Source organism: Streptomyces sp. NPDC043896 (assembly GCF_056435605.1).
Map to the genome: position 1 here is coordinate 21,935 of NZ_JBWKEE010000007.1, position 22,634 is coordinate 44,568.

The 22,634-nt window shown below is 74.4% G+C and carries 25 protein-coding genes, 1 tRNA gene and 3 pseudogenes; 12 read left to right on the top strand and 17 right to left on the bottom strand.

The genetic code is table 11. The annotated features are described in order from the left end of the window. Positions 1-159: 159 nt before the first annotated feature. From AC069X_RS11900 to AC069X_RS11915, 4 genes are all read right to left on the bottom strand, one after another. Positions 160-855: a DUF4360 domain-containing protein gene (locus tag AC069X_RS11900; RefSeq protein WP_478727649.1), complete on the bottom strand. Its 696-nt coding sequence runs from the start codon at positions 853-855 to the stop codon at positions 160-162. A 52-nt stretch (positions 856-907) separates the two neighbouring features. Beyond that, positions 908-1,567, bottom strand: a complete 660-nt coding sequence (locus AC069X_RS11905) for a DUF4360 domain-containing protein (RefSeq protein ID WP_478727651.1) — start codon at positions 1,565-1,567, stop codon at positions 908-910. A 1,147-nt stretch (positions 1,568-2,714) separates the two neighbouring features. Next, the gene (locus AC069X_RS11910) at positions 2,715-3,623 is read right to left on the bottom strand and encodes an SDR family oxidoreductase (RefSeq protein WP_478727653.1); all 909 of its coding nucleotides are present in this window, start codon (positions 3,621-3,623) and stop codon (positions 2,715-2,717) included. 7 nt (positions 3,624-3,630) lie between these two features. Beyond that, complete coding sequence (locus AC069X_RS11915; protein ID WP_478727655.1) at positions 3,631-4,395, bottom strand: SDR family oxidoreductase; 765 nt, start codon at positions 4,393-4,395, stop codon at positions 3,631-3,633. 67 nt (positions 4,396-4,462) lie between these two features. On the opposite strand from AC069X_RS11915, the gene AC069X_RS11920 reads away from it, so the two are divergent. From AC069X_RS11920 to AC069X_RS11940, 5 genes are read left to right on the top strand one after another with little or no spacing between them, the layout of a single operon-like run. Continuing rightward, the gene (locus AC069X_RS11920) at positions 4,463-5,236 is read left to right on the top strand and encodes an enoyl-CoA hydratase family protein (RefSeq protein ID WP_478727656.1); all 774 of its coding nucleotides are present in this window, start codon (positions 4,463-4,465) and stop codon (positions 5,234-5,236) included. Then, positions 5,233-6,084 (top strand): CoA transferase subunit A, encoded by an 852-nt coding sequence (locus AC069X_RS11925; RefSeq protein WP_478727657.1) that lies wholly within the window; start codon positions 5,233-5,235, stop codon positions 6,082-6,084. The genes AC069X_RS11920 and AC069X_RS11925 overlap by 4 nt, the downstream gene beginning before the upstream one ends. Then, positions 6,081-6,818 (top strand): CoA-transferase subunit beta, encoded by a 738-nt coding sequence (locus AC069X_RS11930; protein WP_478727659.1) that lies wholly within the window; start codon positions 6,081-6,083, stop codon positions 6,816-6,818. Before AC069X_RS11925 ends, AC069X_RS11930 begins: the two co-directional genes overlap by 4 nt. Before the next feature lie 18 nt (positions 6,819-6,836). Further along, the gene (locus AC069X_RS11935) at positions 6,837-7,904 is read left to right on the top strand and encodes an NAD(P)H-dependent flavin oxidoreductase (RefSeq protein ID WP_478727661.1); all 1,068 of its coding nucleotides are present in this window, start codon (positions 6,837-6,839) and stop codon (positions 7,902-7,904) included. Between the two features lie 29 nt (positions 7,905-7,933). Next, complete coding sequence (locus AC069X_RS11940) at positions 7,934-8,872, top strand: tyrosine-protein phosphatase (RefSeq protein ID WP_478727662.1); 939 nt, start codon at positions 7,934-7,936, stop codon at positions 8,870-8,872. 91 nt (positions 8,873-8,963) lie between these two features. Here AC069X_RS11940 and AC069X_RS11945 read toward each other — a convergent pair whose 3' ends face one another. From AC069X_RS11945 to AC069X_RS11970, 6 genes are all read right to left on the bottom strand, one after another. After that, a complete protein-coding gene (locus tag AC069X_RS11945; protein WP_478727663.1) occupies positions 8,964-10,628 on the bottom strand; it encodes a DEAD/DEAH box helicase in 1,665 nt (554 codons plus the stop codon). A gap of 101 nt (positions 10,629-10,729) precedes the next feature. Next, a complete protein-coding gene (locus tag AC069X_RS11950) occupies positions 10,730-10,933 on the bottom strand; it encodes a cold-shock protein (protein WP_478727665.1) in 204 nt (67 codons plus the stop codon). A 199-nt stretch (positions 10,934-11,132) separates the two neighbouring features. Beyond that, on the bottom strand, positions 11,133-12,290 hold the full coding sequence (locus AC069X_RS11955) for an acetyl-CoA C-acetyltransferase (protein ID WP_478727667.1): 1,158 nt from the start codon (positions 12,288-12,290) through the stop codon (positions 11,133-11,135). Positions 12,291-12,308: 18 nt separating this feature from the next. Then, positions 12,309-12,926 carry a TetR/AcrR family transcriptional regulator gene (locus tag AC069X_RS11960; RefSeq protein WP_007263539.1) on the bottom strand — a complete coding sequence of 206 codons (618 nt, stop codon included), beginning with the start codon at positions 12,924-12,926 and terminating at the stop codon, positions 12,309-12,311. A gap of 63 nt (positions 12,927-12,989) precedes the next feature. Continuing rightward, entirely contained in the window at positions 12,990-13,772 is a 783-nt protein-coding gene (locus AC069X_RS11965) for an SDR family oxidoreductase (RefSeq protein ID WP_478727669.1), read from the bottom strand. Further along, a complete protein-coding gene (locus AC069X_RS11970; RefSeq protein ID WP_478727671.1) occupies positions 13,769-14,149 on the bottom strand; it encodes an acyl-CoA dehydrogenase family protein in 381 nt (126 codons plus the stop codon). Before AC069X_RS11970 ends, AC069X_RS11965 begins: the two co-directional genes overlap by 4 nt. A 46-nt stretch (positions 14,150-14,195) precedes the next feature. Here AC069X_RS11970 and AC069X_RS11975 point away from each other — a divergent pair. From AC069X_RS11975 to AC069X_RS11985, 3 genes and pseudogenes are all read left to right on the top strand, one after another. Further along, positions 14,196-14,456: pseudogene (locus AC069X_RS11975) on the top strand (enoyl-CoA hydratase); the annotation flags it as partial. Between the two features lie 59 nt (positions 14,457-14,515). Beyond that, on the top strand, positions 14,516-15,661 hold the full coding sequence (locus tag AC069X_RS11980; protein ID WP_478727672.1) for an acyl-CoA dehydrogenase family protein: 1,146 nt from the start codon (positions 14,516-14,518) through the stop codon (positions 15,659-15,661). Then, positions 15,661-16,632 (top strand): acyl-CoA dehydrogenase family protein, encoded by a 972-nt coding sequence (locus AC069X_RS11985; RefSeq protein ID WP_478727674.1) that lies wholly within the window; start codon positions 15,661-15,663, stop codon positions 16,630-16,632. The genes AC069X_RS11980 and AC069X_RS11985 overlap by 1 nt, the downstream gene beginning before the upstream one ends. A 147-nt stretch (positions 16,633-16,779) precedes the next feature. Here AC069X_RS11985 and AC069X_RS11990 read toward each other — a convergent pair whose 3' ends face one another. The 6 genes and pseudogenes from AC069X_RS11990 to AC069X_RS12015 form a co-directional block, all read right to left on the bottom strand. Continuing rightward, positions 16,780-17,121 (bottom strand): hypothetical protein, encoded by a 342-nt coding sequence (locus tag AC069X_RS11990; protein WP_478727676.1) that lies wholly within the window; start codon positions 17,119-17,121, stop codon positions 16,780-16,782. Positions 17,122-17,205: 84 nt separating this feature from the next. Next, positions 17,206-17,279: transfer RNA gene (locus AC069X_RS11995), tRNA-Lys, on the bottom strand. Positions 17,280-17,330: 51 nt separating this feature from the next. Further along, the gene (locus tag AC069X_RS12000) at positions 17,331-17,888 is read right to left on the bottom strand and encodes a hypothetical protein (protein ID WP_478727678.1); all 558 of its coding nucleotides are present in this window, start codon (positions 17,886-17,888) and stop codon (positions 17,331-17,333) included. 176 nt (positions 17,889-18,064) lie between these two features. Continuing rightward, positions 18,065-18,964, bottom strand: a complete 900-nt coding sequence (locus AC069X_RS12005) for an alpha/beta hydrolase (protein ID WP_478727680.1) — start codon at positions 18,962-18,964, stop codon at positions 18,065-18,067. Further along, positions 18,961-19,689: an SDR family NAD(P)-dependent oxidoreductase gene (locus tag AC069X_RS12010; RefSeq protein ID WP_478727682.1), complete on the bottom strand. Its 729-nt coding sequence runs from the start codon at positions 19,687-19,689 to the stop codon at positions 18,961-18,963. Before AC069X_RS12010 ends, AC069X_RS12005 begins: the two co-directional genes overlap by 4 nt. 76 nt (positions 19,690-19,765) lie before the next feature. Further along, a pseudogene (locus AC069X_RS12015) lies at positions 19,766-20,011 on the bottom strand (LLM class flavin-dependent oxidoreductase); the annotation flags it as partial. 119 nt (positions 20,012-20,130) lie between these two features. Here AC069X_RS12015 and AC069X_RS12020 point away from each other — a divergent pair. Beyond that, positions 20,131-20,769: a PadR family transcriptional regulator gene (locus AC069X_RS12020; RefSeq protein ID WP_478727684.1), complete on the top strand. Its 639-nt coding sequence runs from the start codon at positions 20,131-20,133 to the stop codon at positions 20,767-20,769. Here the strand turns inward: AC069X_RS12020 and AC069X_RS12025 are convergent. Then, positions 20,670-20,978, bottom strand: coding sequence for a flavin reductase family protein (locus AC069X_RS12025; RefSeq protein WP_478727686.1), 309 nt, complete (start codon positions 20,976-20,978; stop codon positions 20,670-20,672). The genes AC069X_RS12020 and AC069X_RS12025 overlap by 100 nt on opposite strands. A 2-nt stretch (positions 20,979-20,980) precedes the next feature. On the opposite strand from AC069X_RS12025, the pseudogene AC069X_RS12030 reads away from it, so the two are divergent. From AC069X_RS12030 to AC069X_RS12040, 3 genes and pseudogenes are all read left to right on the top strand, one after another. Next, positions 20,981-21,550 (top strand): annotated as a pseudogene (locus AC069X_RS12030) (VWA domain-containing protein); the annotation flags it as partial. 29 nt (positions 21,551-21,579) lie between these two features. After that, positions 21,580-22,089 carry a pyridoxamine 5'-phosphate oxidase family protein gene (locus AC069X_RS12035; RefSeq protein WP_478727688.1) on the top strand — a complete coding sequence of 170 codons (510 nt, stop codon included), beginning with the start codon at positions 21,580-21,582 and terminating at the stop codon, positions 22,087-22,089. Positions 22,090-22,167: 78 nt separating this feature from the next. Beyond that, a complete protein-coding gene (locus tag AC069X_RS12040) occupies positions 22,168-22,581 on the top strand; it encodes a hypothetical protein (RefSeq protein ID WP_478727690.1) in 414 nt (137 codons plus the stop codon). Positions 22,582-22,634 lie beyond the last annotated feature (53 nt).

Below are 22,634 nucleotides of genomic sequence, written 5' to 3' on the forward strand. Positions count from 1 at the left end.
TGGGGGGCGGTTGGGGGGGGGGGAGAATTAGGTAAGCGCAGAAGGGAGAGGCGAGGGCGGGGGGACCACGCGAAGATCCGTTGTCTGGGGGGGGGGCGTGGTTCCGGGCCCCCCCCCCCCCCCCCCCCCCCCCCCCCCCCCCCCCGCTCCGTCCTTCCTCTAGGACCGCTGGTGTGACGTCTTCGGGCCGCCCGGGCAGACCTGCCAGGCGAGGTGGTAGAGAGTGCTGACGCTCGCGTCGGTGGAGTCCATGGCCATGAAGCTCGTGGACGTCTGCGGGTTGGAGGTGCCGGCGTTCACCCGCAGCTCGGTGTTGATGTTGAAGTTGCGCTTCTCGCCGCAGGGAGCCCAGACCAGGTCGGCGTACTCCGTCTTGTCGCTGGTCTGCCAGTTGTCGTTGAGGGGGCCGGTGAACTGGTGGGTCCGCTGGGCCGTCTGCGGCATCCCCTGGAAGTAGTAGTTCGCCCTTTCCTGGCCCCACGCGCCGGGCTGGAGGAAGGCGAAGCCGCGGTAGTCGGCCTGCACGATGGCGTAGGTGAAGCCGGAGGGGACGTGTACGCGGAGGTTGAGCTGGCAGTTCTTGCGGAAGGCGGTGGGCGGGGCGCCGGGGCCGACCTGCGCCATGTAGTCGCTGTAGGTGACGGTGAAGGCCGTGTTGTCGGGGGCGACGGCGACCTGGGCCGTACCTTCGCGGCAGCCGGAGCCGTTGACGGTGGCGAGTTCGATCACGATCTTGTCGGGCGGGGCGGTGATCGGGCCGCCGGCCATGGCCGGGGTGGACGCGGTGACCAGGGCGGCGGCCGCGGCGCCGATGAGCAGGGTGCGGGTCCGGTGACGGGACAGGGCATGGGACATCGTTGTCACTCCTGACCTTCGGGTCGGTTTCACGCGCTCGCGCACGCCGGCGTCAGGCGGCGGGGCATTCCTTCCACTCGAAGTGGTAGACGGTGCTGACGCTGCCGTCCGTGGAGTCCATGCTCATGAAGCTCAGCGCCTGCGGGCTGGAGGTGCCCGCGTAGACCCGCAGTTCGGTGTTGACGTTGAGGTTGCGTTCCTCTCCGCAGGGGGCCCAGACGAGGTCGGCGTACTCGGTCTGGTCGCTGGCCTGCCAGTTGTCGGTGAAGGGGCCGTTGAACTGGTGGGTGGTGCGGGCCGTCTGGGCGTTGCCCTGGAAGTAGTAGTTCGCGCGTTCCTGGCCGTAGGCCCCGCGCTGGAGGTGGGCGAAGCCGCGGTAGTCGGCGCGGGCGATGGCGTACGTGAACCCCTGGGGGACGTGGATGCGCAGGGCCAGCTGGCAGTTCTTGCGGAACTCGGTGCCGCCGGAGCCGGCGCCGGTCTGGGCGAGGTAGTTGCTGTAGGTGACGGTGAAGGCCGTGTTGTCGGAGGCGGCGGCGACGGTGGCGGTCCCCTGGGGGCAGCCCGAGCCGTTGACGCCGACGACGTCGACGGTGACGCGGCCGGGCGGCGGGACGTACGGGGGGTCGGCCGGGGCGTGGGCCTGGGCGGGTGCGGCGACGGCCGACAGCACCGCGACGGCGGCGCCGACGGCCATTCTGCGGAGCGGCATGTTCGGTTCTCCCTTCGTGCGGACGGGCACGTGCCGGGATTCGGCGTGGACATGCCATCACGCTGCCGCTGGGGCGGGGAGGGCGTGATACGGCCAAGGCCGTCCGGCGGCGTTGCGCACCCCGTCCGGTGGCCGGATCCGCCGAGGCGCGACCGCCGGGCGGGCCGCCCATCAGCCCGCCTCCGCCGCCCCTGATCCACCGCCGCCGCCACGATGGCCCCTTTCCGCCGGACCCCGCCCGCGGGGCGGGTGCGCCGCCGCGCACCATCCGGCCCCGCCGGCGCTTGCGGCGCCGGGGGCCGGGGGCGGCGCCCCCGGGGAGGCTCGGGGCCCGGAGGGGCTCGGGGCGCAGCCCCCGGGGAGGGGGTCCGGAGCACAGCCCCCGAAGAGGAGGTCCGGAGCACAGCCCCCGAAGAGGAGGTCCGGAGCACAGCCCCCGAAGAGGCTCAGGGCGGAGCCCCCGGACAGGGGGTCCGGGGCGGAGCCCCCGGACAGGGGGTCCGGGGCGGAGCCCCCGGACAGGCTCAGGGCGGAGCCCCCGGGGGGGGGTCCGGGGCGCAGCCCCCGGGGGGGGCCGGGGCGCAGCCCCCGGGGGGGGCCGGGGCGCAGCCCCCGGGGGGGTCCGGGGCGCAGCCCCCCGGGGGGGCCGGGGCGCAGCCCCCCGGGGGGCCGGGGCGCAGCCCCCCGGGGGGCCGGGGCGCAGCCCCCGGGGGGGGCTCGGGGCGCAGCCCCCGGAGAGGGGGTCCGGGGCACAGCCCCGGGGAACGGGCGAAGGGCGGGTAGGGGAGCTCCGCCCCGCGCAGCGGTACCCCGCAGCCGGCACACCCCCGACCGGCCGCCCCCACCCTCACCTCGGGGGCGCCGGGGGCCTGGGCCCGCGTCAGGGCCCAGGGGGGTGTCCGGCGGAGCCCTGCCGGGCGCGGCCCGCCGGGCACCCCCTGGCCGCCGGGCCGCCCCGCAGGCGCCGGTTTGGCGGCAGGGTCTAGGGGGTGTTGCGAAAGTCCTGCACGATGCCCACGGCGCCCGGCACGCACTCTCGCCGCACCGGCCGAAGCCCCGAGTACGCCCAGTACGAGGGCCTTCGCCCGGCACGCCGAGAGCACGCACCGGACACCGCGGGCACCGCACAGAACTTTCGCAACACCCCCTAGCGGGCCCCGTAGGGCGGGAGGGGCGGTTCGGAGTCCGCGAGGAGTTTCGTCGCGGCCTCGCCCGCCTCCGCCGGGGTCCAGCGGGCGCCGCGGTCCGCGGTGGGGCCCGGGCGCCAGCCCTGCATCACCGTGATCCGGCCGCCCTCCGCCTCGAAGACCCGCCCGGTGACCCCGGCGGACGCCGCCGAGCCCAGCCACACCACCAGCGGTGACACGTTCTCCGGGGCCATCGCGTCGAAGCCGCCCTCCTGGGGCGGCGCCATCGACTCGGCGAAGGTCTCCTCCGTCATCCGGGTCCGCGCCGCCGGGGCGATGGCGTTGACCTGGACCCCGTACCGGCCCATCTCGGCCGCCGCCACCAGGGTCAGGCCGAGGATCCCCGCCTTGGCCGCGCTGTAGTTGCCCTGGCCGACGGAGCCCAGCAGACCCGCCCCCGAGGAGGTGTTGACCACCCGGGCGGTCCGCTGCCGCCCGGCCTTCGCCTCGGCCCGCCACCACGCGGCCGCCGACCGCAGCGGCAGGAAGTGCCCCTTCAGGTGGACCCGCATCACCGCGTCCCAGTCGGCCTCCCCGAGGTTGACGAGCATCCGGTCCCGCAGGAACCCGGCGTTGTTGACCAGGGTGTCCAGCCCGCCGAAAGAGGAGAGCGCGCACTCCACCAGCTGGGAGGCGCCCTCCTCCGTCGCGATGTCCCCGCCGTGCGCCACCGCCTCCCCGCCGAGCGCCCGGATCTCCTCCACGACCCGCACCGCCGGGCTGTCGGGCCCGGGCCGCCCGTCGAGGCCCACCCCGAGGTCGTTGACGACCACCCGCGCGCCCTCCGCCGCGAAGGCCAGGGCGTGCGCCCGGCCCAGCCCCCGCCCGGCACCCGTCACGATCACCACGCGTCCGTCCGCAATGCCCATGTCCGCCTCAGCTCTCCTTGTTGACCGTTGCCGCGTCCAGGAACGCCGGGCGTTCCCCGCCCCCGTGCACCAGCAGACTGGCGCCGCTCACGTACCCCGCCCGGCCGGACGCCAGGAACACCGCCGCCTCCCCCACCTCCGAGGGCTCGGCGAGCCGGCCCAGCGGGACGGTGGCGCCGACCGCCGCGACCCCCGTCTCGTCCCCGTAGTGCAGGTGCGCCAGTTCGGTCCGCACCATGCCCAGGACGAGCGAGTTGACCCGCACGTCGGGCGCCCACTCCACGGCCATGGAGCGGGCCAGGTTCTCCAGGCCCGCCTTGGCCGCGCCGTAGGCGGCCGTCCCCGGCGAGGGCCGGGTCCCGCTGACGCTGCCGACCATCACGATGGAGCCCCTGCTCTCGCGCAGCCAGGGGTACGCCGCGAGCGAGGCCGTCATCGGGGCCAGCAGGTTGAGTTCGACGACCCGCGCGTGCCGCTCGGGCCCGCCCTCGTCCAGGAGCCGGTACGGGGTGCCGCCGGCGTTGTTGACCAGGCAGTCGAGCCGCCCGTACCGGCCGGCGACGGCGTCGAGGAACTCCCGTACGGCGGCGGGATCGCGCAGGTCGACGGCGGTGAAGGCCGCCTGCCGCCCGTCCGCGGCCACCGGTTCGTCCGGCGGCCGCCGGGCGCAGACGACGACCCGCGCCCCGGCCGCGAGGAACGAGCGCGCGACGCCGGCCCCCACGCCCCGGGTCCCGCCGGTGACGACGGCAACCCTCCCATTGAGCTCCATCGGCTGCTACCTTCCTCACCTGGCAAGCACCTAACAAATGTTTGGTGGAAAGGTAGCTGATCCGCTCATGGGTGTCTCCACCTCCGGCCCGGCCAAGGGCATCGCACTCGTCACAGTTGACTTCCCGCCCGTCAACGCGCTCCCCGTACACGGCTGGTACGACCTCGCCGACGCCCTGCGCGCGGCGGGCCGGGACCCCGAGGTCCGGTGCGTGGTCCTGGCCGCCGAGGGGCGGGGCTTCAACGCCGGGGTCGACATCAAGGAGATGCAGCGCGACACCGGCCACGGCGCCCTCATCGGCGCCAACCGCGGCTGCTACGAGGCCTTCGCCGCCGTCTACGAGTGCGAGGTGCCGGTGGTCGCCGCCGTGAACGGCTTCTGCCTGGGCGGCGGCATCGGCCTCGTCGGCAACGCCGACGCGATCGTGGCCTCCGACGACGCCGTCTTCGGACTGCCGGAACTCGACCGGGGCGCCCTCGGGGCCGCCACCCACCTGGCCCGGCTCGTCCCGCAGCACCTCATGCGCGCCCTGTACTACACCTCGCGCACCGCCACCGCCGCCGAGCTGCACGCCCACGGCTCGGTCTGGCAGGTGGTCCCCGGCGAGCGGCTCCGGGACGCGGCCCTGGAGCTGGCGGCCGAGATCGCGAAGAAGGACGGCTACCTGATCCGCCTGGCCAAGGCCGCCATCAACGGCATCGACCCGGTCGACGTGCGCCGCAGCTACCGCTTCGAGCAGGGCTTCACCTTCGAGGCCAACCTCAGCGGGGTCGCCGACCGGGTCCGCGACACCTTCGGACAGGGCCGCACCCCCGGGACGGGACAGGGAGACTCCGCATGACGGACAAGAGCATGACCCCCGAAGAGGTGGTCGGGCAGCTGCGCAGCGGGATGACGCTCGGCATCGGCGGCTGGGGCTCCCGGCGCAAGCCCATGGCCCTGGTGCGGGCACTGCTCCGCTCCGGGATCACCGATCTCACCGTGGTCTCGTACGGCGGCCCCGACGTCGGGCTGCTCGCCGCGGCCGGCCGGATCCGCAGACTGGTGGCCCCCTTCGCCACCCTCGATTCCATCGCCCTGGAGCCGAACTTCCGCGCCGCCCGCGAGAGCGGCGCGTTCACCCTCACCGAGTACGACGAGGCCATGTTCATGTGGGGGCTGCACGCCGCCGCGAACCGGCTCCCCTTCATGCCCGTCCGGGCCGGCCTCGGCTCCGACGTGATGCGGGTCAACCCGGAACTGCGCACCGTCACCTCCCCCTACTCCGACGGCGAGGAGTTCGTCGCCGTCCCCGCCCTGCGCATGGACGCCGCCCTCGTCCACCTCAACCGCGCCGACCGGCTCGGCAACGCCCAGTACCTGGGCCCCGACCCCTACTTCGACGACCTCTTCTGCGAGGCCGCCGACGCCGCGTACGTCTCCTGCGAGCAGCTCGTGGAGAGCGCCGAGCTGTCCAAGTCGGGGCCCCCGCAGTCCCTCCTCGTCAGCCGGCACTCCGTCACCGGGGTCGTGGAGACCCCGAACGGCGCGCACTTCACCTCCTGCGCCCCCGACTACGACCGCGACGAGGCCTTCCAGAAGCTGTACGCCTCCACCCCCTGGCCCGAGTTCGCCGCCCGCTTCCTGGCCGGCGGCAGCGAGCACGACTACCAGACCGCCGTCCGGACCTGGCACGAGGAGCAGAAGTGAGCGCCGCGACCGCCGCCACCCGACAGGAATACTGCGTGATCGCCTGCGCCGAGGCCTGGCGCGACAACGGCGAGGTGCTCGCCAGCCCGATGGGACTGATCCCCTCCTTCGGCGCCCGGCTGGCCAAGCGCACCTTCTCCCCCGACCTGCTGCTCACCGACGGCGAGGCCATGCTGGTGGGCCCGGACGGCACGGCCGAGGGCTGGCTGCCGTACCGCCGCCACCTGACGATGGTCACCGGCGGGCGGCGGCACGTGATGATGGGCGCCAGCCAGATCGACCGGTACGGCAACCAGAACATCTCCTGCATCGGCGACTGGGAACGGCCCTCCCGCCAGCTCCTCGGCGTGCGCGGCGCTCCCGTGAACACCCTGAACAACCCGGTGAGCTACTGGATCCCCCGGCACTCCCCCCGGGTGTTCGTCGAACGCGTCGACATGGTCAGCGGGGTGGGCTACGACCGGGCGGAGGCGGCCGGGGTGACCCGTTTCCACCGGCTGCCCCGGGTGGTCAGCGACCTCGGGGTCTTCGACTTCACCGGCCCGGACCGCTCGATGCGCCTCGCGTCCCTGCACCCGGGCGTCACGGTCGAGCAGGTGCGGGCGGCGACCGGGTTCGAGCTGGCGGTCGCGGACGAGGTCCCGTACACGCGGGAGCCGACCGCCGGGGAACTGCGGCTGATCCGCGAGGTGATCGACCCCCGGGGCCTGCGCGACCGGGAAGTCCGGGTCTGAGGCGGCGGGGGGACAGCGATGGAGACGGCATTGACCAAGCTGGTCGGGGTCCGCCACCCGATCGTACAGACGGGCATGGGCTGGGTGGCCGGGCCGCGCCTGGTGTCGGCGGCCGCGAACGCGGGGGCGCTGGGCATCCTGGCCTCGGCGACGATGACGACCGGGCAGCTGCGCGCGGCGGTCCGGGAGGTCAGGTCCCGTACGGACGCGCCGTTCGGGGTGAACCTGCGGGCGGACGCCGGGGACGCCGGCGAGCGGGTGCGGCTGATCATCGACGAGGGCGTACGGGTGGCCTCGTTCGCGCTCGCCCCCTCCCGGGAGCTGATCGCCCGGCTGAAGGACGCCGGGGTGGTGGTGATCCCCTCGATCGGGGCCCGCCGGCACGCCGAGAAGGTCGCGGCCTGGGGGGCGGACGCGGTGATCGTGCAGGGCGGCGAGGGCGGCGGGCACACCGGGGACGTGGCCACGACCGTGCTGCTGCCGCAGGTCGTCGACGCCGTGGACATCCCGGTGGTCGCGGCGGGCGGCTTCAGCGACGGCCGCGGCCTGGTCGCGGCCCTGGCGTACGGGGCCGCGGGCATCGCGATGGGCACCCGCTTCCTGCTGACCTCCGACTCCACCGTCCCGGACGCGGTGAAGGCCGAGTACCTGAAGGCCGGCGTCAAGGACGTCACCGTCACCACCGCCGTCGACGGGCTGCCGCACCGGATGCTGCGCACCGAGCTGGTCGCGGCGCTGGAGCGGTCGGGCCGCGCCGGGGCCCTGGCGCGGGCGGTCCGGCACGCGGCCGGGTTCCGGAAGCTGTCGGGGCTGTCCTGGGCGCAGATGGTGCGCGACGGCCTGGCGATGAAGCACGGCAAGGACCTGTCCTGGAGCCAGGTCCTGCTGGCGGCGAACACCCCGATGCTCCTGAAGGCGTCCATGGTCGAGGGCCGTACGGACCTCGGAGTCATGGCATCGGGCCAGGTCGCGGGGGTGATCGAGGATCTGCCGTCCTGTGCGGAACTCGTCTCCCGGGTCATGGCCGAAGCACGACAGGCAATGGAAGCACTGCACTCGCTCCGCACCCTGCCACCACCAGGGTGATCCCCCTTCTCCGTTTCAGGAGTCGCAGAATGAGCCGTGCCCGAATCCGCCTGGCGGCCGCGGCGGTCGTCGCCGCCCTCGCCATCGGGACCCTGCCCGCCGTCTCCGCGTACGCGGCGCCGACGGGCGGCACCGCCTCCGCCAGGCACCCGCACCACGCGCAGTACGCGCCGGAGACGATCCGGCAGATCCCCCTCCAGGGAGCCGTCAACGTCCGGGACATCGGCGGCTACCGCACCTACACCGGCGGTCAGGTCCGCCAGGGGCTGGTGTACCGCTCCGACGCACTGAGCAAGCTGACCCCGGCGGACATCACCACCGTCGCGGGTCTCGGCCTCACGAAGGTCGTGGACTTCCGCATCCCGATGGAGCTCCAGTACGACGGCGCCGACCGGCTGCCGGCCGGGCTCTCGGCCACCTCCCGCCCGATCAGCGACCTGGGCCTGTACGGCACCCTGGTCGGCGCGATATCCACCGGCGACCCCGTCAAGCAGGAGCAGATGCTCGGCGGCGGCCGCGCCGAGGCGTACATGCGGGACATCTACCGCACCTTCGTGACCAGCCCCGAGAACCGGGCGCAGCTGGCGACGACGCTGCGGGAGATCGCGGACGGGAACCAGGGCCCGCTGCTGTACCACTGCACGTCCGGCAAGGACCGTACGGGCTGGCTGAGCTACGTCCTGCTGCGGTCGCTGGCCGTGCCCGAGGAGACGGCCGAGCGGGACTACCTGGCCTCGAACACCTTCCGGGCGGCGTACGACGCCCAGGTGCGCGCGGGCCTCAAGCAGTCGGGCCGGATGCAGAACCCGGACCTGCTGATCCCGCTCCAGGAGGTCCGCCAGGACTACCTGGACGCGGCGACCGCGCAGCTGGAGGCCGACTACGGGAGCTTCTACGGCTACCTGACGGACGGGCTGGGCCTGGACCTGCGGACGCTGGTGAAGCTGCAGAACAAGCTGGTCCGCTAGCCGGGACGGCGGCGGGCCGGGAACGCCGGACGCCGGGCCGCGCGCGTGTTGCGCGGGGCCCGGCGTCCGGTGTGCCGCGGGGTGCCGCGGGTCAGACCGCCCGGCGGCGGCCCTGGCCGGCGGTGCCGACGCGGCTGCGCGCGGAGGCCGCGGCCGCGCCGCCGGAGGCGGAGCCGCCGGAGCGCCGGACCTGGGCGGGCGCGCCGCCGGTGCCCTGGCCGCGGCGGGCCTGGCCCGAGCCGGAGGCGGGAGCCTGCCCGGAGGCGGAGCCGCCGGAGCGCCGGCCGCGACCGCCGGCGGCGGGGGCGGAGCCGGTCCCGGAGCCGCCGCGGGAGCCGCCGGAGCGGCGGCGCGAGGAACCGGAGCCGGAGCCGGAGCCGGTGCGCTGCTTGGGCTGCGGGGGCTGGGGGACCTCCAGCACCACGGGGACGCCGGAGGGCTCGCGGGCGCCGGTGAGGCGGGACAGCTCCTCGTCGGAGGACTTGACCTGAGCGGTGCGCGGGGTGATCCCGGCGTCCGACATCAGGCGGGACATGTCGCGCTTCTGGTCGGGCAGGACCAGGGTGACCACACTGCCGGACTCGCCGGCGCGCGCGGTGCGGCCGCCGCGGTGCAGGTAGTCCTTGTGGTCGGTCGGCGGGTCCACGTTGACGACGAGGTCGAGGTCGTCGATGTGGATGCCACGCGCGGCCACGTTGGTGGCGATCAGCGCGGTGACCTCGCCCGTCTTGAACCAGTCGAGGGTGCGGTTGCGCTGCGGCTGGGAGCGGCCGCCGTGCAGGCCGGAGGCGCGGACGCCGTCGGCGAGCAGCCGCTTGACCATGCGGTCGACGCCGCGCTTGGTGTCCACGAACATGATCACCCGGCCGTCGCGGGCGGCTATGCGGGTCGCCACGGCCTTCTTGTCGGTCTCGTCCATGACGTACAGGACGTGGTGCTCCATGGTGGTGACCGCGCCGGCCGACGGGTCGACGGAGTGGCCGACCGGGTCGTTCAGGAACCGCTTGACGAGCTTGTCGATGTTCTTGTCGAGGGTCGCCGAGAACAGCATGGTCTGGCCGCCGGGCTCGACCTGCTCCAGCAGGGCGGTGACCTGCGGCATGAAGCCCATGTCGGTCATCTGGTCGGCCTCGTCGAGGACGGTGACGGCGACCTGCGAGAGGTCGGCGTCGCCGCGGTCGATGAGGTCCTTGAGGCGGCCGGGGGTGGCGACGAGCACCTCGGCGCCGCGGCGCAGGGCGCCGGACTGCCGGTTGATCGACATGCCGCCGACGACGGTCGCGACGCGCAGGTTGACGGCCGTGGCGTAGGGGGTCAGGGCGTCGGTGACCTGCTGGGCGAGTTCGCGGGTCGGTACGAGGACCATCGCGAGGGGCGCCTTGGGCTGCGCGCGGCGGCCGGCGGTGCGGGAGAGCAGGGCCAGGCCGAAGGCGAGGGTCTTGCCGGATCCGGTGCGGCCGCGGCCGAGCAGGTCACGGCCGGCGAGCGAGTTCGGCAGGGTGGCGGCCTGGATGGGGAACGGCTCGGTCACGCCCTGGGCGGCGAGGGTCTTCAGCAGCGCCTCGGGCATGTCCATGTCCTCGAACGCGGCGACCGGCGGCAGCGCCGGGGCGGTCGGCTCGGGCATGGTGAATTCCTGGGGCCGGGGGGCGGGGGCGGACTTCTGCCGTCCCGCGCCAGCCTTCGGACGTCCCTGGGCCGCACCTCGACCCCGGGTGGGGCGGCGGCTGGGGCGTGCGGAGCTGGAGCTGGTCATGCGAGAAAGCCCTCCTGAAACCGGCAGGTAAAACAAAGGTCGAGACAGCAGACAAGCCGGGGTCCGCACCTCACGGTGCGGACCCCGGCATGCTGGAGGAATTAGGCGGGAACGATGTTCTCGGCCTGGGGGCCCTTCTGGCCCTGCGTCACGTCGAAGGACACGCGCTGGCCCTCGGCGAGCTCACGGAAGCCCTGCATCGCGATGTTCGAGTAGTGGGCGAAGACGTCCGGGCCGCCGCCGTCCTGCTCGATGAAGCCGAAGCCCTTTTCCGAGTTGAACCACTTCACGGTGCCAAGTGCCATTTGAATCTCCTGAATAGGCGGCAAGGGCCCCATCCGGGAGATTCCGGGAAAAACAATAAAAGCGCCTGCGGAGCAATCCCGTCAGGCGCACATAAAGTTCATGGGTACCACAACTGCAACGCCCCGAGGTTAGCACACCCGGCGGGGCGACGCTGCGACCTGCGCCATACGGCCGCAGCCCCGCCGGGCCGGGACCGCTTCACAGCCGCTCGATGATCGTCACGTTCGCCTGCCCGCCGCCCTCGCACATGGTCTGGAGGCCGTAGCGGCCGCCGGTGCGTTCCAGCTCGTGCAGCAGGGTGGTCATCAGCTTCACGCCCGTCGCCCCCAGCGGGTGTCCCAGGGCGATGGCGCCGCCGTTGACGTTGACCCGGTCCGGGTCGGCGCCCGTCTCCTTCAGCCAGGCCAGGACGACCGGGGCGAAGGCCTCGTTGATCTCGACGAGGTCGATCTCGTCGAGGGTCAGGCCGGTCTTCTTCAGGGCGTACGCGGTCGCCGGGATCGGGGCCGACAGCATCCGGATGGGGTCCTCGCCGCGGACCGACAGGTGGTGGACGCGGGCCCGGGGGGTCAGGCCGTGTTGGGCCACCGCCCGCTCGGAGGCGATCAGCATGGCCGCCGCGCCGTCCGAGACCTGGGAGGAGACGGCCGCCGTGATCGTGCCGCCCTCGACCACCGGCTTCAGCCCGGCCATCTTCTCCAGGGTGGTGTCCCGGCGTGGTCCCTCGTCCACCCGGACCTCCCCGTAGGGCACCGTCTCCCGTTCGAAGCGGCCCTCGTCGACGGCGCGGACGGCCCGCCGGTGGGAGCGCAGGGCGAACTCCTCCATGTCCCGCCGCGAGATGCCCCACTTCTCGGCGATGAGCTGCGCCCCGTGGAACTGGTTGACGGGCGCGTCGCCGTACCGGGCGCGCCAGCCGCGCGAGCCCGCGTAGGGGCCCTCGGTGAGGCCCAGCGGCTCGGCGGCCTGCCGGGAGGCGAAGGCGATGGGGATCATCGACATGTTCTGGGTGCCGCCCGCGACGACCAGGTCCTGGGTCCCGGACAGCACGCCCTGCGCCGCGAAGTGCACGGCCTGCTGGGAGGAGCCGCACTGCCGGTCGACGGTGACGCCCGGGACCTCCTCGGGCAGGCCGGCGGCCAGCCAGGCGGTGCGGGCGATGTCCCCCGCCTGCGGGCCCACCGTGTCCAGGCAGCCGAACACCACGTCCTCCACGGCGGCCGGGTCCACCCCGGACCGCTCGACCAGCGCCTTCAGGACGTGCGCGCCCAGGTCGGCGGGGTGCGCGGCGGACAGGCCGCCGCCGCGCCGCCCGACGGGGGTGCGTACGGCGTCGACTATGTAGGCCTCGGGCATGACGGGCTCCTCAACGGGTCAGGGGCGTACGGCGATCCCGTCCAGGACCATCGACAGGTACTGGCGGGCGATCTCCTCGGGGCTGTGCTGGCCGCCCGGCCGGTACCAGGACGCCGCGACCCACACCGTGTCGCGGACGAAGCGGTAGGTGAGGCGGATGTCGAGGTCGGCGCGGAAGACCTGGGCGGCGACGCCCCGCTCCAGCGTCCCCAGCCACGCCTTCTCGAACTTGACCTGCGAGTCGGAGAGGTAGTGGAAGCGGGGCTGCGCGGAGAGGGTGCGGGCCTCCTTCTGGTAGATGGCGACGGCGGCGCGGTGCCGGTCGATCTCCCGGAAGGATTCGGTGACGAGGGCCTCGATGGTCTCCCTGGGGCCGAGGCCGGCGGCGAGGACGGTGTCGTAGCCCGCCCACAGCTCGTTCAGGAAGGCCGAGAGGATCTCGTCGAGCATCGATTCCTTGGAATCGAAGTGGTAGTAGAGGCTGCCGGCGAGCATCCCGGCGGCGTCGGCGATCTTGCGGACGGTGGTGGCGTTGTAGCCCTGGGCGGCGAAGACCTCGGCGGCGGTGTCGAGGAGCTCCCGGCGGCGCTCCGGCGATGCGGTCACCTGTGTCTTCTTCGGCTTGTTCGTTGGCACGCGCCCATTCTCGGCCCAGGGGGTGCCCGGTGGATCGGGCCGGGCTCGTCCACGGGACACCCCCTACGCGCGCTGGCTGCTGACCGACACCGTCTCGCCCGTCATGTACGACGAGTAGCCGCTGGCGAGGAAGACGATGACGTTGGCGATCTCCCAGGGTTCGGCGTACCGGCCGAAGGCCTCGCGGGCCGTCAGCTCGCTCAGCAGTTCCTCGCTGGTGACCTTCACCAGGTGCGGGTGCATGGCCAGGCTGGGGGCGACCGCGTTGACGCGTACGCCGAACTCGGCGGCCTCCAGCGCCGCGCAGCGGGTCAGCGCCATCACCCCGGCCTTGGCGGCGGCGTAGTGGGCCTGGCCGGTCTGGGCGCGCCAGCCGATGACGGAGGCGTTGTTGACGAGGACCCCGCCGCGTCCGGAGGCCTTCAGGGAGCGCAGGGCGGCACGGGTGCAGCGGAAGGTTCCGTTCAGGGTGACGTCGAGGACGCGGCCCCACTGGTCGTCGGTCATGTCGACGAGGTTCGCGGTGCCGCCGAGGCCGGCGTTGTTGACGACGACGTCGAGGCCGCCGTGGAGCTCCTCGGCGTGCGCGAAGAGGGCCCGGACCTGCTCTTCCGCGGTGACGTCGCAGGGCAGGGAGGCGATGCGGCCGGGCCCGAACTCGGCGGCGAGGGCGTCCTCGGTCTCCTTCAGGCGGCGGGCGTGGGCGTCGCCGATCAGGACGGTGGCGCCCTCCTCCAGGAAGCGGCGGGCGGTGGCGCCGCCGATGCCGGCCCCGGCGGCCGCGGTGATGACGGCGGTGCGGCCCTTGAGCAGCCCGTGGGCCGGGACGTACGCGGGCGCGGTCATGCCCGTACCTCCTTGGGAAGGCCGAGGATCCGCTCGGCGACGATGGTGCGCTGGGTCTCGTCGGAGCCCGCGTGGAGGGTGTCCGCGCGGGAGGAGAGGGAGAGCCGCTGCCAGTCGTCGAGTTCGTACGGGTCCCCGTGCGCGCGGGCGGCGGTGAGCGAGGCGGCGCCGCACACGTCCATGGCGGGTTCGCCGGGGTCGCGGTGCCGGCGGGCCCAGTACGGCTTGGCGGCGGAGGGGGCCGCGCCGGGGCGCAGGGCGGTGGCGCGCACGGCCTGGAGGCCGGTCCAGGCGCGGGCGAGGTCCGCGAACTCGCCGGTGAGGTGGGCGCGGAGCCAACCGCGGGCCTCGGTGCGGAACTCCTCGACGCTGCTCATGGCCGTACGTTAACCTACCAAACACTTGTTAGGGAAGGATGTGCCGATGCCCGCCTCCGACGGCCCCGCCGAAGACTCCCCCGCCGATCCGCCCGTGCTCTACGCGCGGCGCGGCCCCGTCGCCTCCGTGACCATGAACCGCCCCCGCTACCGCGACGCCCGGAACAGCGCGATGACCTACGCCCTGGACGAGGCCTTCCACCGGGCCGCCGGCCACGACGTCGGCACCCCCGGGCGCGACGCCCACCTGTCCTTCGAGCGGCGTGCCGGGATCTGGCGGGACCACACCGGACGGCCCGGCGCCGAGCCCGCCGCCGACCCGCTCGGCGGCGTGGACGTGGCCGCCATGAAGGAGGCAGGTACCCCGTGAACCTCGACCATTCCCCCGAGGTGGAGGCCTTCCGGGCCGAGGCCCGCGACTGGCTCCGCACCCACGTCCCCGCCCGCCCCCTGCCCTCCCTGGAGACCCGGGACGGATTCGCGGCGCACCGGGAGTGGGAGGCGCTGCTGCACGCGGACCGCTGGTCGGTGGTGTCCTGGCCCGAGGAGTACGGGGGCCGGGGCGCGGACATCGAGCGCTGGCTGGTCTTCGAGGAGGAGTACTGGGCGGCCGGCGCGCCCGGCCGGGTCTCCCAGAACGGCATCAGCCTGCTGGCCCCGACCCTCTTCGACCACGCGACCCCCGGGCAGCGGGCACGGGTGCTGCCCTCCATGGCGAGCGGCGAGGTGATCTGGGCACAGGCCTGGTCGGAGCCGGAGTCGGGCTCCGACCTGGCCTCGCTGACCTCGCGGGCCGTGCGCACGGAGGGCGGCTGGCTGCTGTCCGGGCAGAAGACCTGGTCCTCGCGGGCCGCCTTCGCCGACCGGGCCTTCGGCATCTTCCGCACCGACCCCGCGGCCCCGAGGCCGCACCAGGGGCTGACGTACCTGATGTTCGACCTGCGGGCCCCCGGCGTGACGGTACGGCCCATCGGCCGCCTCGACGGCAAGCCCGCCTTCGCGGAGCTCTTCCTGGACGAGGTGTTCGTCCCCGACCGGGACGTGATCGGCGAACCCGGGCAGGGCTGGCGCATCGCCATGTCCACCACCGGCAACGAGCGCGGGCTGACCCTGCGCTCCCCCGGCCGGTTCCTGGCCGCCGCCGGCCGGCTCGCCCGGCTGTGGCGGGCGCAGGGCGACCCGTCCGACACGGCGCTGCGCGACCGGGTCGCGGACGCGGTGGTCGGGGCCCGCGCCTACGAGCTGTTCACCTGGACGGGCGCCTCCCGCTTCGCGGCGGGCGAGGCGGTCGGCGCCGAGTCCAGCCTGAACAAGGTGTTCTGGTCCCAGTACGACATCGCCCTGCACGAGACGGCCCTGGACCTGCTGGGCGCGGACGCGGAGCTGGCGGAGGGCGAGTGGGCCGAACCGTGGGTCTTCTCCCTGGCGGGACCGATCTACGCGGGCACGAACGAGATCCAGCGCGACATCATCGCCGAGCGGCTGCTCGGCCTCCCGAAGGGCCGCCGCTGATGCGCTTCCTGCCGACCGAGGAGCAGTCCGACTACGCCCGTACGCTGCGCTCCCTGCTGGACGCGGCCGGGGTCCCGGCGACGGTACGGGCCTGGGCGGCCGGGGAGCACGGGCCCGGGCGGGCGCTGTGGTCGAGGCTGGCCGGGACGGGCCTGTTCGCGCTGGCCGTGCCGGAGGAGTACGACGGCATGGGACCGCTGCCGGTGGAGCTGACGCTCGGCTTCGTCGAGCTGGGGCGGGCCGGGGTGCCCGGTCCGGTGGTGGAGACCGCGGCCGCCGCGGTGCTCCTGGCCGAACTCGCCGACGGGGCCCTGGCGAAGCGCTTCCTGCCCGGGCTGGCGGCGGGCGAGACCTCGGCGACCCTGACCCTGCCGGGCGGCTCCCCGTACGCCCTGGACGCGGACGCGGCGACGCACCGCTTCACGGTGTCGGCGGCGGGCGAACTGCGCCTGGCCGGGGTGCCCGGCGAACCGCTGTCCTCGACCGACCCGGCACGGCGCCTGTACCGGCCGCCCCCGGAGGGGGAACTCCTGGCGGCCGGCCCTGCCGTGACGGCGGCGGCCCGGGCGGCCCTGCGGTGGGCGCGGCTGCTGACGGCGGCCCAGTGCCTGGGCGTCGGCGAGGCACTGCTGGCGCAGACGGTGCGGTACGCGCGGCAGCGCACGCAGTTCGGGACGCCGATCGGCGGCTTCCAGGCGGTCAAGCACCGCCTGGCGGACACCCTGCTGGCCCTGGAGTTCGCCCGGCCGCTGCTGTGGGCGGCGGCGCTGTCCCTGTCCCGCCGGGACGTCGCGGCGGCGAAGCTCACCACCGGCGAGGCCTCGTACGCGGCCGCCCTCACCGCCCTCCAGCTCCACGGCGCGGTCGGCTACACGGAGGAACTGGACCTCTCCCTGTGGCTCCGCAAGGCCCGCCCCCTGCGCGACGCCTGGGGCGGCCCGTCGCAGTGCCGGGCGGAGGTGGTGGCCTGACGCCCGGGGCCCGGCCCGGATCCAGCCCGGCCGGCGTCCGGGGCGCGGGGTCCGGGGCCGCGCCCCGGGGACGGGCGAGGGGCGGGGCGGGGAGCAGCCGGCGCAGCGGCCCCCCACCGGCACCCGGCACCCGGCACCCGGCTCCGCTCAGCGGAACTCGCGCACCACCTCGATGCGCCCCACGATGTGCGCGTTGAACTCCGGCAGGTCCTCGGCCGGGACCCACAGCTCCAGGATGGTCTCCCCGCCCGCCCGCTGGACGGGATAGCGCTCCAGGAAGGCCGAGTCCACCTCGAAGCGCGTCACGAAGCCCGCACCGTCGTGCTTGACGTTCCAGTCGCGGGCGATGCGGACCGCGTAGTCCTCGTTGAGCACGGGGTAGAAGATCGGCTGCTCCGGCAGCCGCGGCGGCCAGGCACGCCAGTCGAGGGCGCGGACCAGGTCGAGCTCGACGGGGCCGGTGGGGCGCCAGAGGGTGGTGGTGGACATGTCGGCGACCTTAGACGAGCGGCCGCCCGGGCGGAAACGACTTCGGGCGGCTCCCGGTGTACCGGAAGCCGCCCGAAGGAGAGGTGCGCCGCCAGGGACTCGAACCCCGGACCCGCTGATTAAGAGTCAGCTGCTCTAACCAACTGAGCTAGCGGCGCCTCGACAGGAAAAATACCCGGCCCGCGCGCATGTTCCAAATCGCCCCCGGCTCAGCGCCCGTCCCGGCGCCCGCGCAGCGACAGCCGCAGCAGCAGTGCCGTCTGGAGCAGGAGCAGAGCCGCCGTGGCCGCCGCCTGCCAGAGCGGTTCGGGCGGGCGGGGGCCGAGGGCCCAGGCGGGACCGTCGGGGTCGACGGTGACCTCCACCCGGGCGCCGGCCCGGAGGTCCAGTGACACGGGTCCGGCCAGGTCGCGGCCCGCCTCGGTGCGCAGCCGCAGCGACGGGGTGTGCGTGGCTCCGTCCTCGACCATGGTCCGCGAGACCACGACGGCCGTCTCGGCCCGCCCCCGGTCGTGGAGGGTGTGCCGGTCCCAGGCGTTGAGGCCGAGCGCCGCGATCCCCACGGCGGCGAACGCGAGGGTGGTGCGCGCCACGAACTCCGCTCCGGTGCCGTGCGACACGGCCGCCCCGACGACGAACACGCCGAGCAGCACCGGCACCCAGACTCCCTCGGGTCCGCGCAGCAGGAGGACGGCCCCGGATTCCGCGGCCAGCAGCAGGCAGTTGCGCAGCAGTGCCCCCGGCACCCGCCGGACCATTTCAGCCATGGACACATCATGCCCGCGACCGTCCCGGTGCGCCCCCGCCCGGTCCCGGCACCGGGATCCGTCGCGAGCGGGGTCGCGGCACGGAGGCGGTGCGCCCACGCGCCGCGCCTCCACGTCATGGAGGAGGACGCCGGTTCGGATGCCCGCCCCGCCCCTCCCCCACCCTCCTCGGGCCGTCATGCCGTCGGCTGCGTCGCCGCCAGCCAGGCCGCCGCTCCCGCCACCGCCGTCCGTGCGGCCGGCAGCGGGAGGCCCAGGAAGCCGTGGAAGACGCCCGGGTAGAGGCGGACCTCGCAGTCCACGCCCGCCTCCCCCAGCCGGCGCGCGTACGCCAGCCCCTCGTCCCGCAGCACGTCGCAGTCCGCGAGGAGCAGCAGGGTGCGCGGGAGGCCCGCGACCTCGGCGGCCCGCAGCGGGGAGACGTGCGGGTGGGCCGGGTCGCCGCCGTACTGGTCCCAGTACCAGGCCATGTGCGCGGCGGTGTGGAAGTAGCCGCGCCCGTACGCCGCCACCGACTCGGAGCCCATCGAGGCGTCCAGCGGCGGGTACGCCAGCAGCTGTCCGGCGACCAGTCCGGGCGCCCGCAGCGCGGTGACCGCCGCCAGGTTGCCGCCGCTGGAGTCGCCCGCCACCACCACCCGGCCGGGGTCGCAGCCCAGCCGGGGCGCCTCGGCCCGCGCCCAGTGCAGCGCGGCCAGTGCGTCGTCGGCCGCCGCCGGCCAGGGGTGTTCCGGGGCCAGCCGGTAGCCGGCGGAGACGACCACCGCCCCCGAGGCCGCGGCCAGCCGCCGGCAGAGGGCGTCATGGGTGTCCAGCCCGCACATCACCCACCCGCCTCCGTGGAAGTACACGGCCAGCGGCCGCCCCTCCGCTCCCGGCGCGGGGTCGTAGACGCGCACCGGCACCGCGCCGGCGGTGGTGTCGTACACCGAGGCCACCTCGGGCCCCGCGGGCCGCGCCGGCCCCCCGGCCGCCACCGCGGCCCGCAGGGCGGCGGCGTCCCCGGGCCCCGGGAAGCCCTCGGCCATCGCGTCGCACAGCCGCCGCGCGGCCCCGGACAGCTCGTCCCTCGTCATCGGGCCGTCATCCCCCCGTCGACCGCGAACTCGGCACCCGTCACGTACGAGGAGGCGTCCGAGCAGAGGAAGAGGACCATCTCCCCGACCTCCTCGGCCCGCCCCATCCGCCGCAGCGGCAGGTGGGACCAGTCCCGGCCCGCGACGGCGTCGGCCACCATCGGGGTGTCGATGGCCCCGGGGTGCACCGAGTTGACCCGGATGCCGTCCCCGGCGAGGTCGAGCGCCGCCGAGCGAGTCAGTCCGCGCAGCCCGGACTTGGCGGACCCGTACGCCGCGTGGCCGGGGATTCCGACCAGTGCGGCGGTGGAGGAGACGTTGACGATCGAGCCGCCCCCGCCGGCCCGCAGGACGGGGGCGAGCGCCCGGATGCCGAGGAAGGGGCCGAGCAGGTTGACCCGCAGCAGTTCCTCGAAGCCCTCGGGGGTCTGTTCCTCGACGTGGGCGGTGCGCCACAGGGCGGCGTTGTTGACGAGTGCCGAGACCGTCCCGAAGGCGGCCAGCGCCTCCCGGACCACCCCGTCCCAGCCGCCGGCGTCGGCCACGTCGTGCCGTACGTACAGCCCCTGGCCGCCCAGCGACGCGGCGACGGCGCGGCCCTCCTCCTCGCGGACGTCGGTGACGACGACCCGTGCCCCGGCCTCGGCGCACATCCGGGCTTCGGCGGCGCCCTGGCCGCGTCCGGCGCCGGTGATGACGACGACCTTGCCGTCGAGCGGGACCACCTCAGGCCTCCGGCGCGCGGAAGTGCGGGATGACCTTCTCGCCCCACTGCCGGATGGTCTCCAGGCAGGCCTCCTGCGGGACGGTGCCCATGTCGTGGCCGATGCGGAGGGTGCCGGTACGGGCGGCGGCCCAGGCCAGGAAGGTCTCGGAGGCGCTCATGTGGGCGTACCGGGTCAGGGAGTGGTGTTCCACGGCCCAGATCCGGTCGAAGCCCATCTCCTCGGCGAGGACGGCCTGTTCGACGCAGTCGTGGATGACCTGGCGTTCGCGTTCGGGGGCGGGGTCGACGAGCCGGGCCTCGAAGATCATCGAGAACTTCACGGAGGGTCCCTCCAAGCGGAGTCGTTTCACACAGACCGCGTATTCCTAATAGGAATGCTTCTAGCAGTCACACCGCGTAGAGGGAAGGGCGCCGCGGGACCGGTCGTAGACTGCGCTGCGTGGCAGACGAGACGGCCGAGACGGCAGACGAGACGTCGGCGGGGACGAACCCGCGCACCCTCCCCGCGACCAGCTGGGCGGTCCTCGGACTGCTCTCCTTCGGCGAGGAGCTCTCCGGCTACGACCTGAAGAAGTGGTCGGACTGGTCCCTGCGCTTCTTCTACTGGAGCCCGTCCTTCAGCCAGATCTACAGCGAGCTCAAGCGTCTGGAGAAGGCCGGCTACGCCTCCTCGCGGATGGTCGCCCAGGACACCGGCACCCGCGACAAGCGCGTGTACCGGATCACCGCCGAGGGCATGGCCGCCGTACGGGCCTGGGCGCGCGAGGCGCCGGTCGACCCGCCGGTGCTCAAGCACGGACCGATGCTGCGGCTGTGGCTGGGACACCTGCTGGAGCCGGAGCAGATGCGCGAAGTGCTGCTCCGGCACCAGGAGTTCGCGGAGGACATGCGCCGCCGCGCGGAGGCGGACGTGGAGGGCGCCAAGGACGAGGCGGCCTGGGCGTACCCGACGCTCACCCTGCGGTGGGCCGAGCGGTACTACGCCTCCGAGCGCGACCTCGCGGCCGGCATGCTGGAGGACATCGAGGCACTGGAGGCCGCGCGCGCCGCCTCCGGGGAGTCCGGCAACCGCCCGTAGGCGCGCCGGAAGGAGAGCAGCGGCACGCCCTCGCGGCGCACCGTCAGGGCGGTGGCCCGGCCGAGGGCGATGGCGTGGTCGCCGCCGTCCAGCACGCCCTCCGGCGCGCACTCCACGGCGGCGAGGACTCCACCGAGCCGGGGGCGCCGAGCAGGGGGGCGCCGTTCGCGCCCGGCCGCCAGGGGACGCCGGCGAACTCGTCCCCGCACACCACTACGACGACGGCAGCGTGCAGGCCTTCGCCGACCGGGTCCTCGGCCTCTCGGCGCACCTCGACGCCGACGGCCGCGTCCCGGTGGTGTTCTTCTCCACCGAGGTCGACGCGGTCGAGGAGGTCACCCTGGCGGGCCACCGGGGACGGGTGGGGGAGATCGCGGCGGGCCTCGGCCACATGGGCAGGACCTCCTGCCACCTGGCGATGGACTCGGTCATCGACCACTACCTCGACTCGGGCCCCACCGACCCGGCCCTGGTCGTCTTCCAGACGGACGGCGGCCCGGTCAGCGGACTCGCCGCCGAAAGGTACCTGCGCAAGGCGGCCCGCCTGCCCCTCTTCTGGCAGTTCGCCGGCTTCGGCAACACCCGCAGCGGCCAGTTCGACTCCCTGCGCCGCCTCGACGAACTCCCCGTCCCCGGCAAGCGGGTCGTGGACAACGCGGGCTGCTTCCACGCCGGCCCGGAGCCGCGCGCGCTCCCGGACGCCGAGCTGTACGACCGGCTCGTGGGCGAGTTCCCCGCCTGGCTGACGGCGGCGCGCGCGGCGGGCGTCATGCGCGCCTGACGGCCCGTCGCCGGTGCTTTGATGGCTGCATGACGACGAACAACTGGGCATCGTTCGAGAAGGCGGAACCGGAGTTCGCGGCGGCGGTGCGGGCCCGCTTCGCGCGGTACCCGCACCACGTCCTCGCCACCCTGCGCAAGGACGGCTCGCCCCGGGTGGCCGGGCTGAACGTCGACTTCCGGGGCGGGGAGCTGTGGCTCGGCATGATGGCGGGCTCGATGAAGGCCCGCGACCTCCAGCGCGACCCCCGATTCGCCCTGCACACCAACCCGGGCGAGGGCATGGCGATGCCCGACGGAGACGTACGGATCTCCGGGCGGGCGGTGGAGATCGTGGACCCGCCCGAACTGCACCGGTACGCGGAGGAGACCGACTCCCCGCACCCCTTCCACCTCTTCCACGCCGACCTGACCGAGGTCGTCCACACCAGGGTCGACGGCGACGAACTGGTCGTCCACACCTGGACCCCGGCCCACGGCACCCGCACCCTCCGCCGCGGCAACGACGACGAACCCCCGCGCGAGGAACCGGCCGGCTGAAAGCTCCCCCGCCCCCGCTGTCGGTGGCGGCCCGTACGGTGGAGGGGTCAACTCATCGGCGTACGGGGGGGGACAGCGATGACACGCAGGACACTCACGGCAGCGGTGCTCACGGCGGCACTCGCACTGCCGGGCACGGGAGCGGCACAGGCGTCCGCGTCGGACGAACTGATCGGCCACCCCGGGCCCGACGGCCTGATCTGGGTACCGGAGCAGGCCGGCAGCGGCGGCTTCGTCTCGGGCGGCCTCAACGCCCACCTGGACACCTCCACCACCTTCGCCTGCGAGGGCGACGGCACCATCGAGGTGGCCTTCCACCTGGACAACCATCCGGACCGGGACCCGGCCCCCTTCACCCTGACCTGCGCCCCGGACTCCCCGACCCGCACCACCGTCCCCCTGGGCACCGCCCTGTCGGGCGGCTTCGGCGCCACGGTGACGGCCTCGTCCCCGTCGATACGCTGGGGCGCGACGGTGGTCCAGCCGGAATAGCCGACACCCCCGAACACCACCGCGCCCGCCATCCCTGGTCGGGGACATGGCGG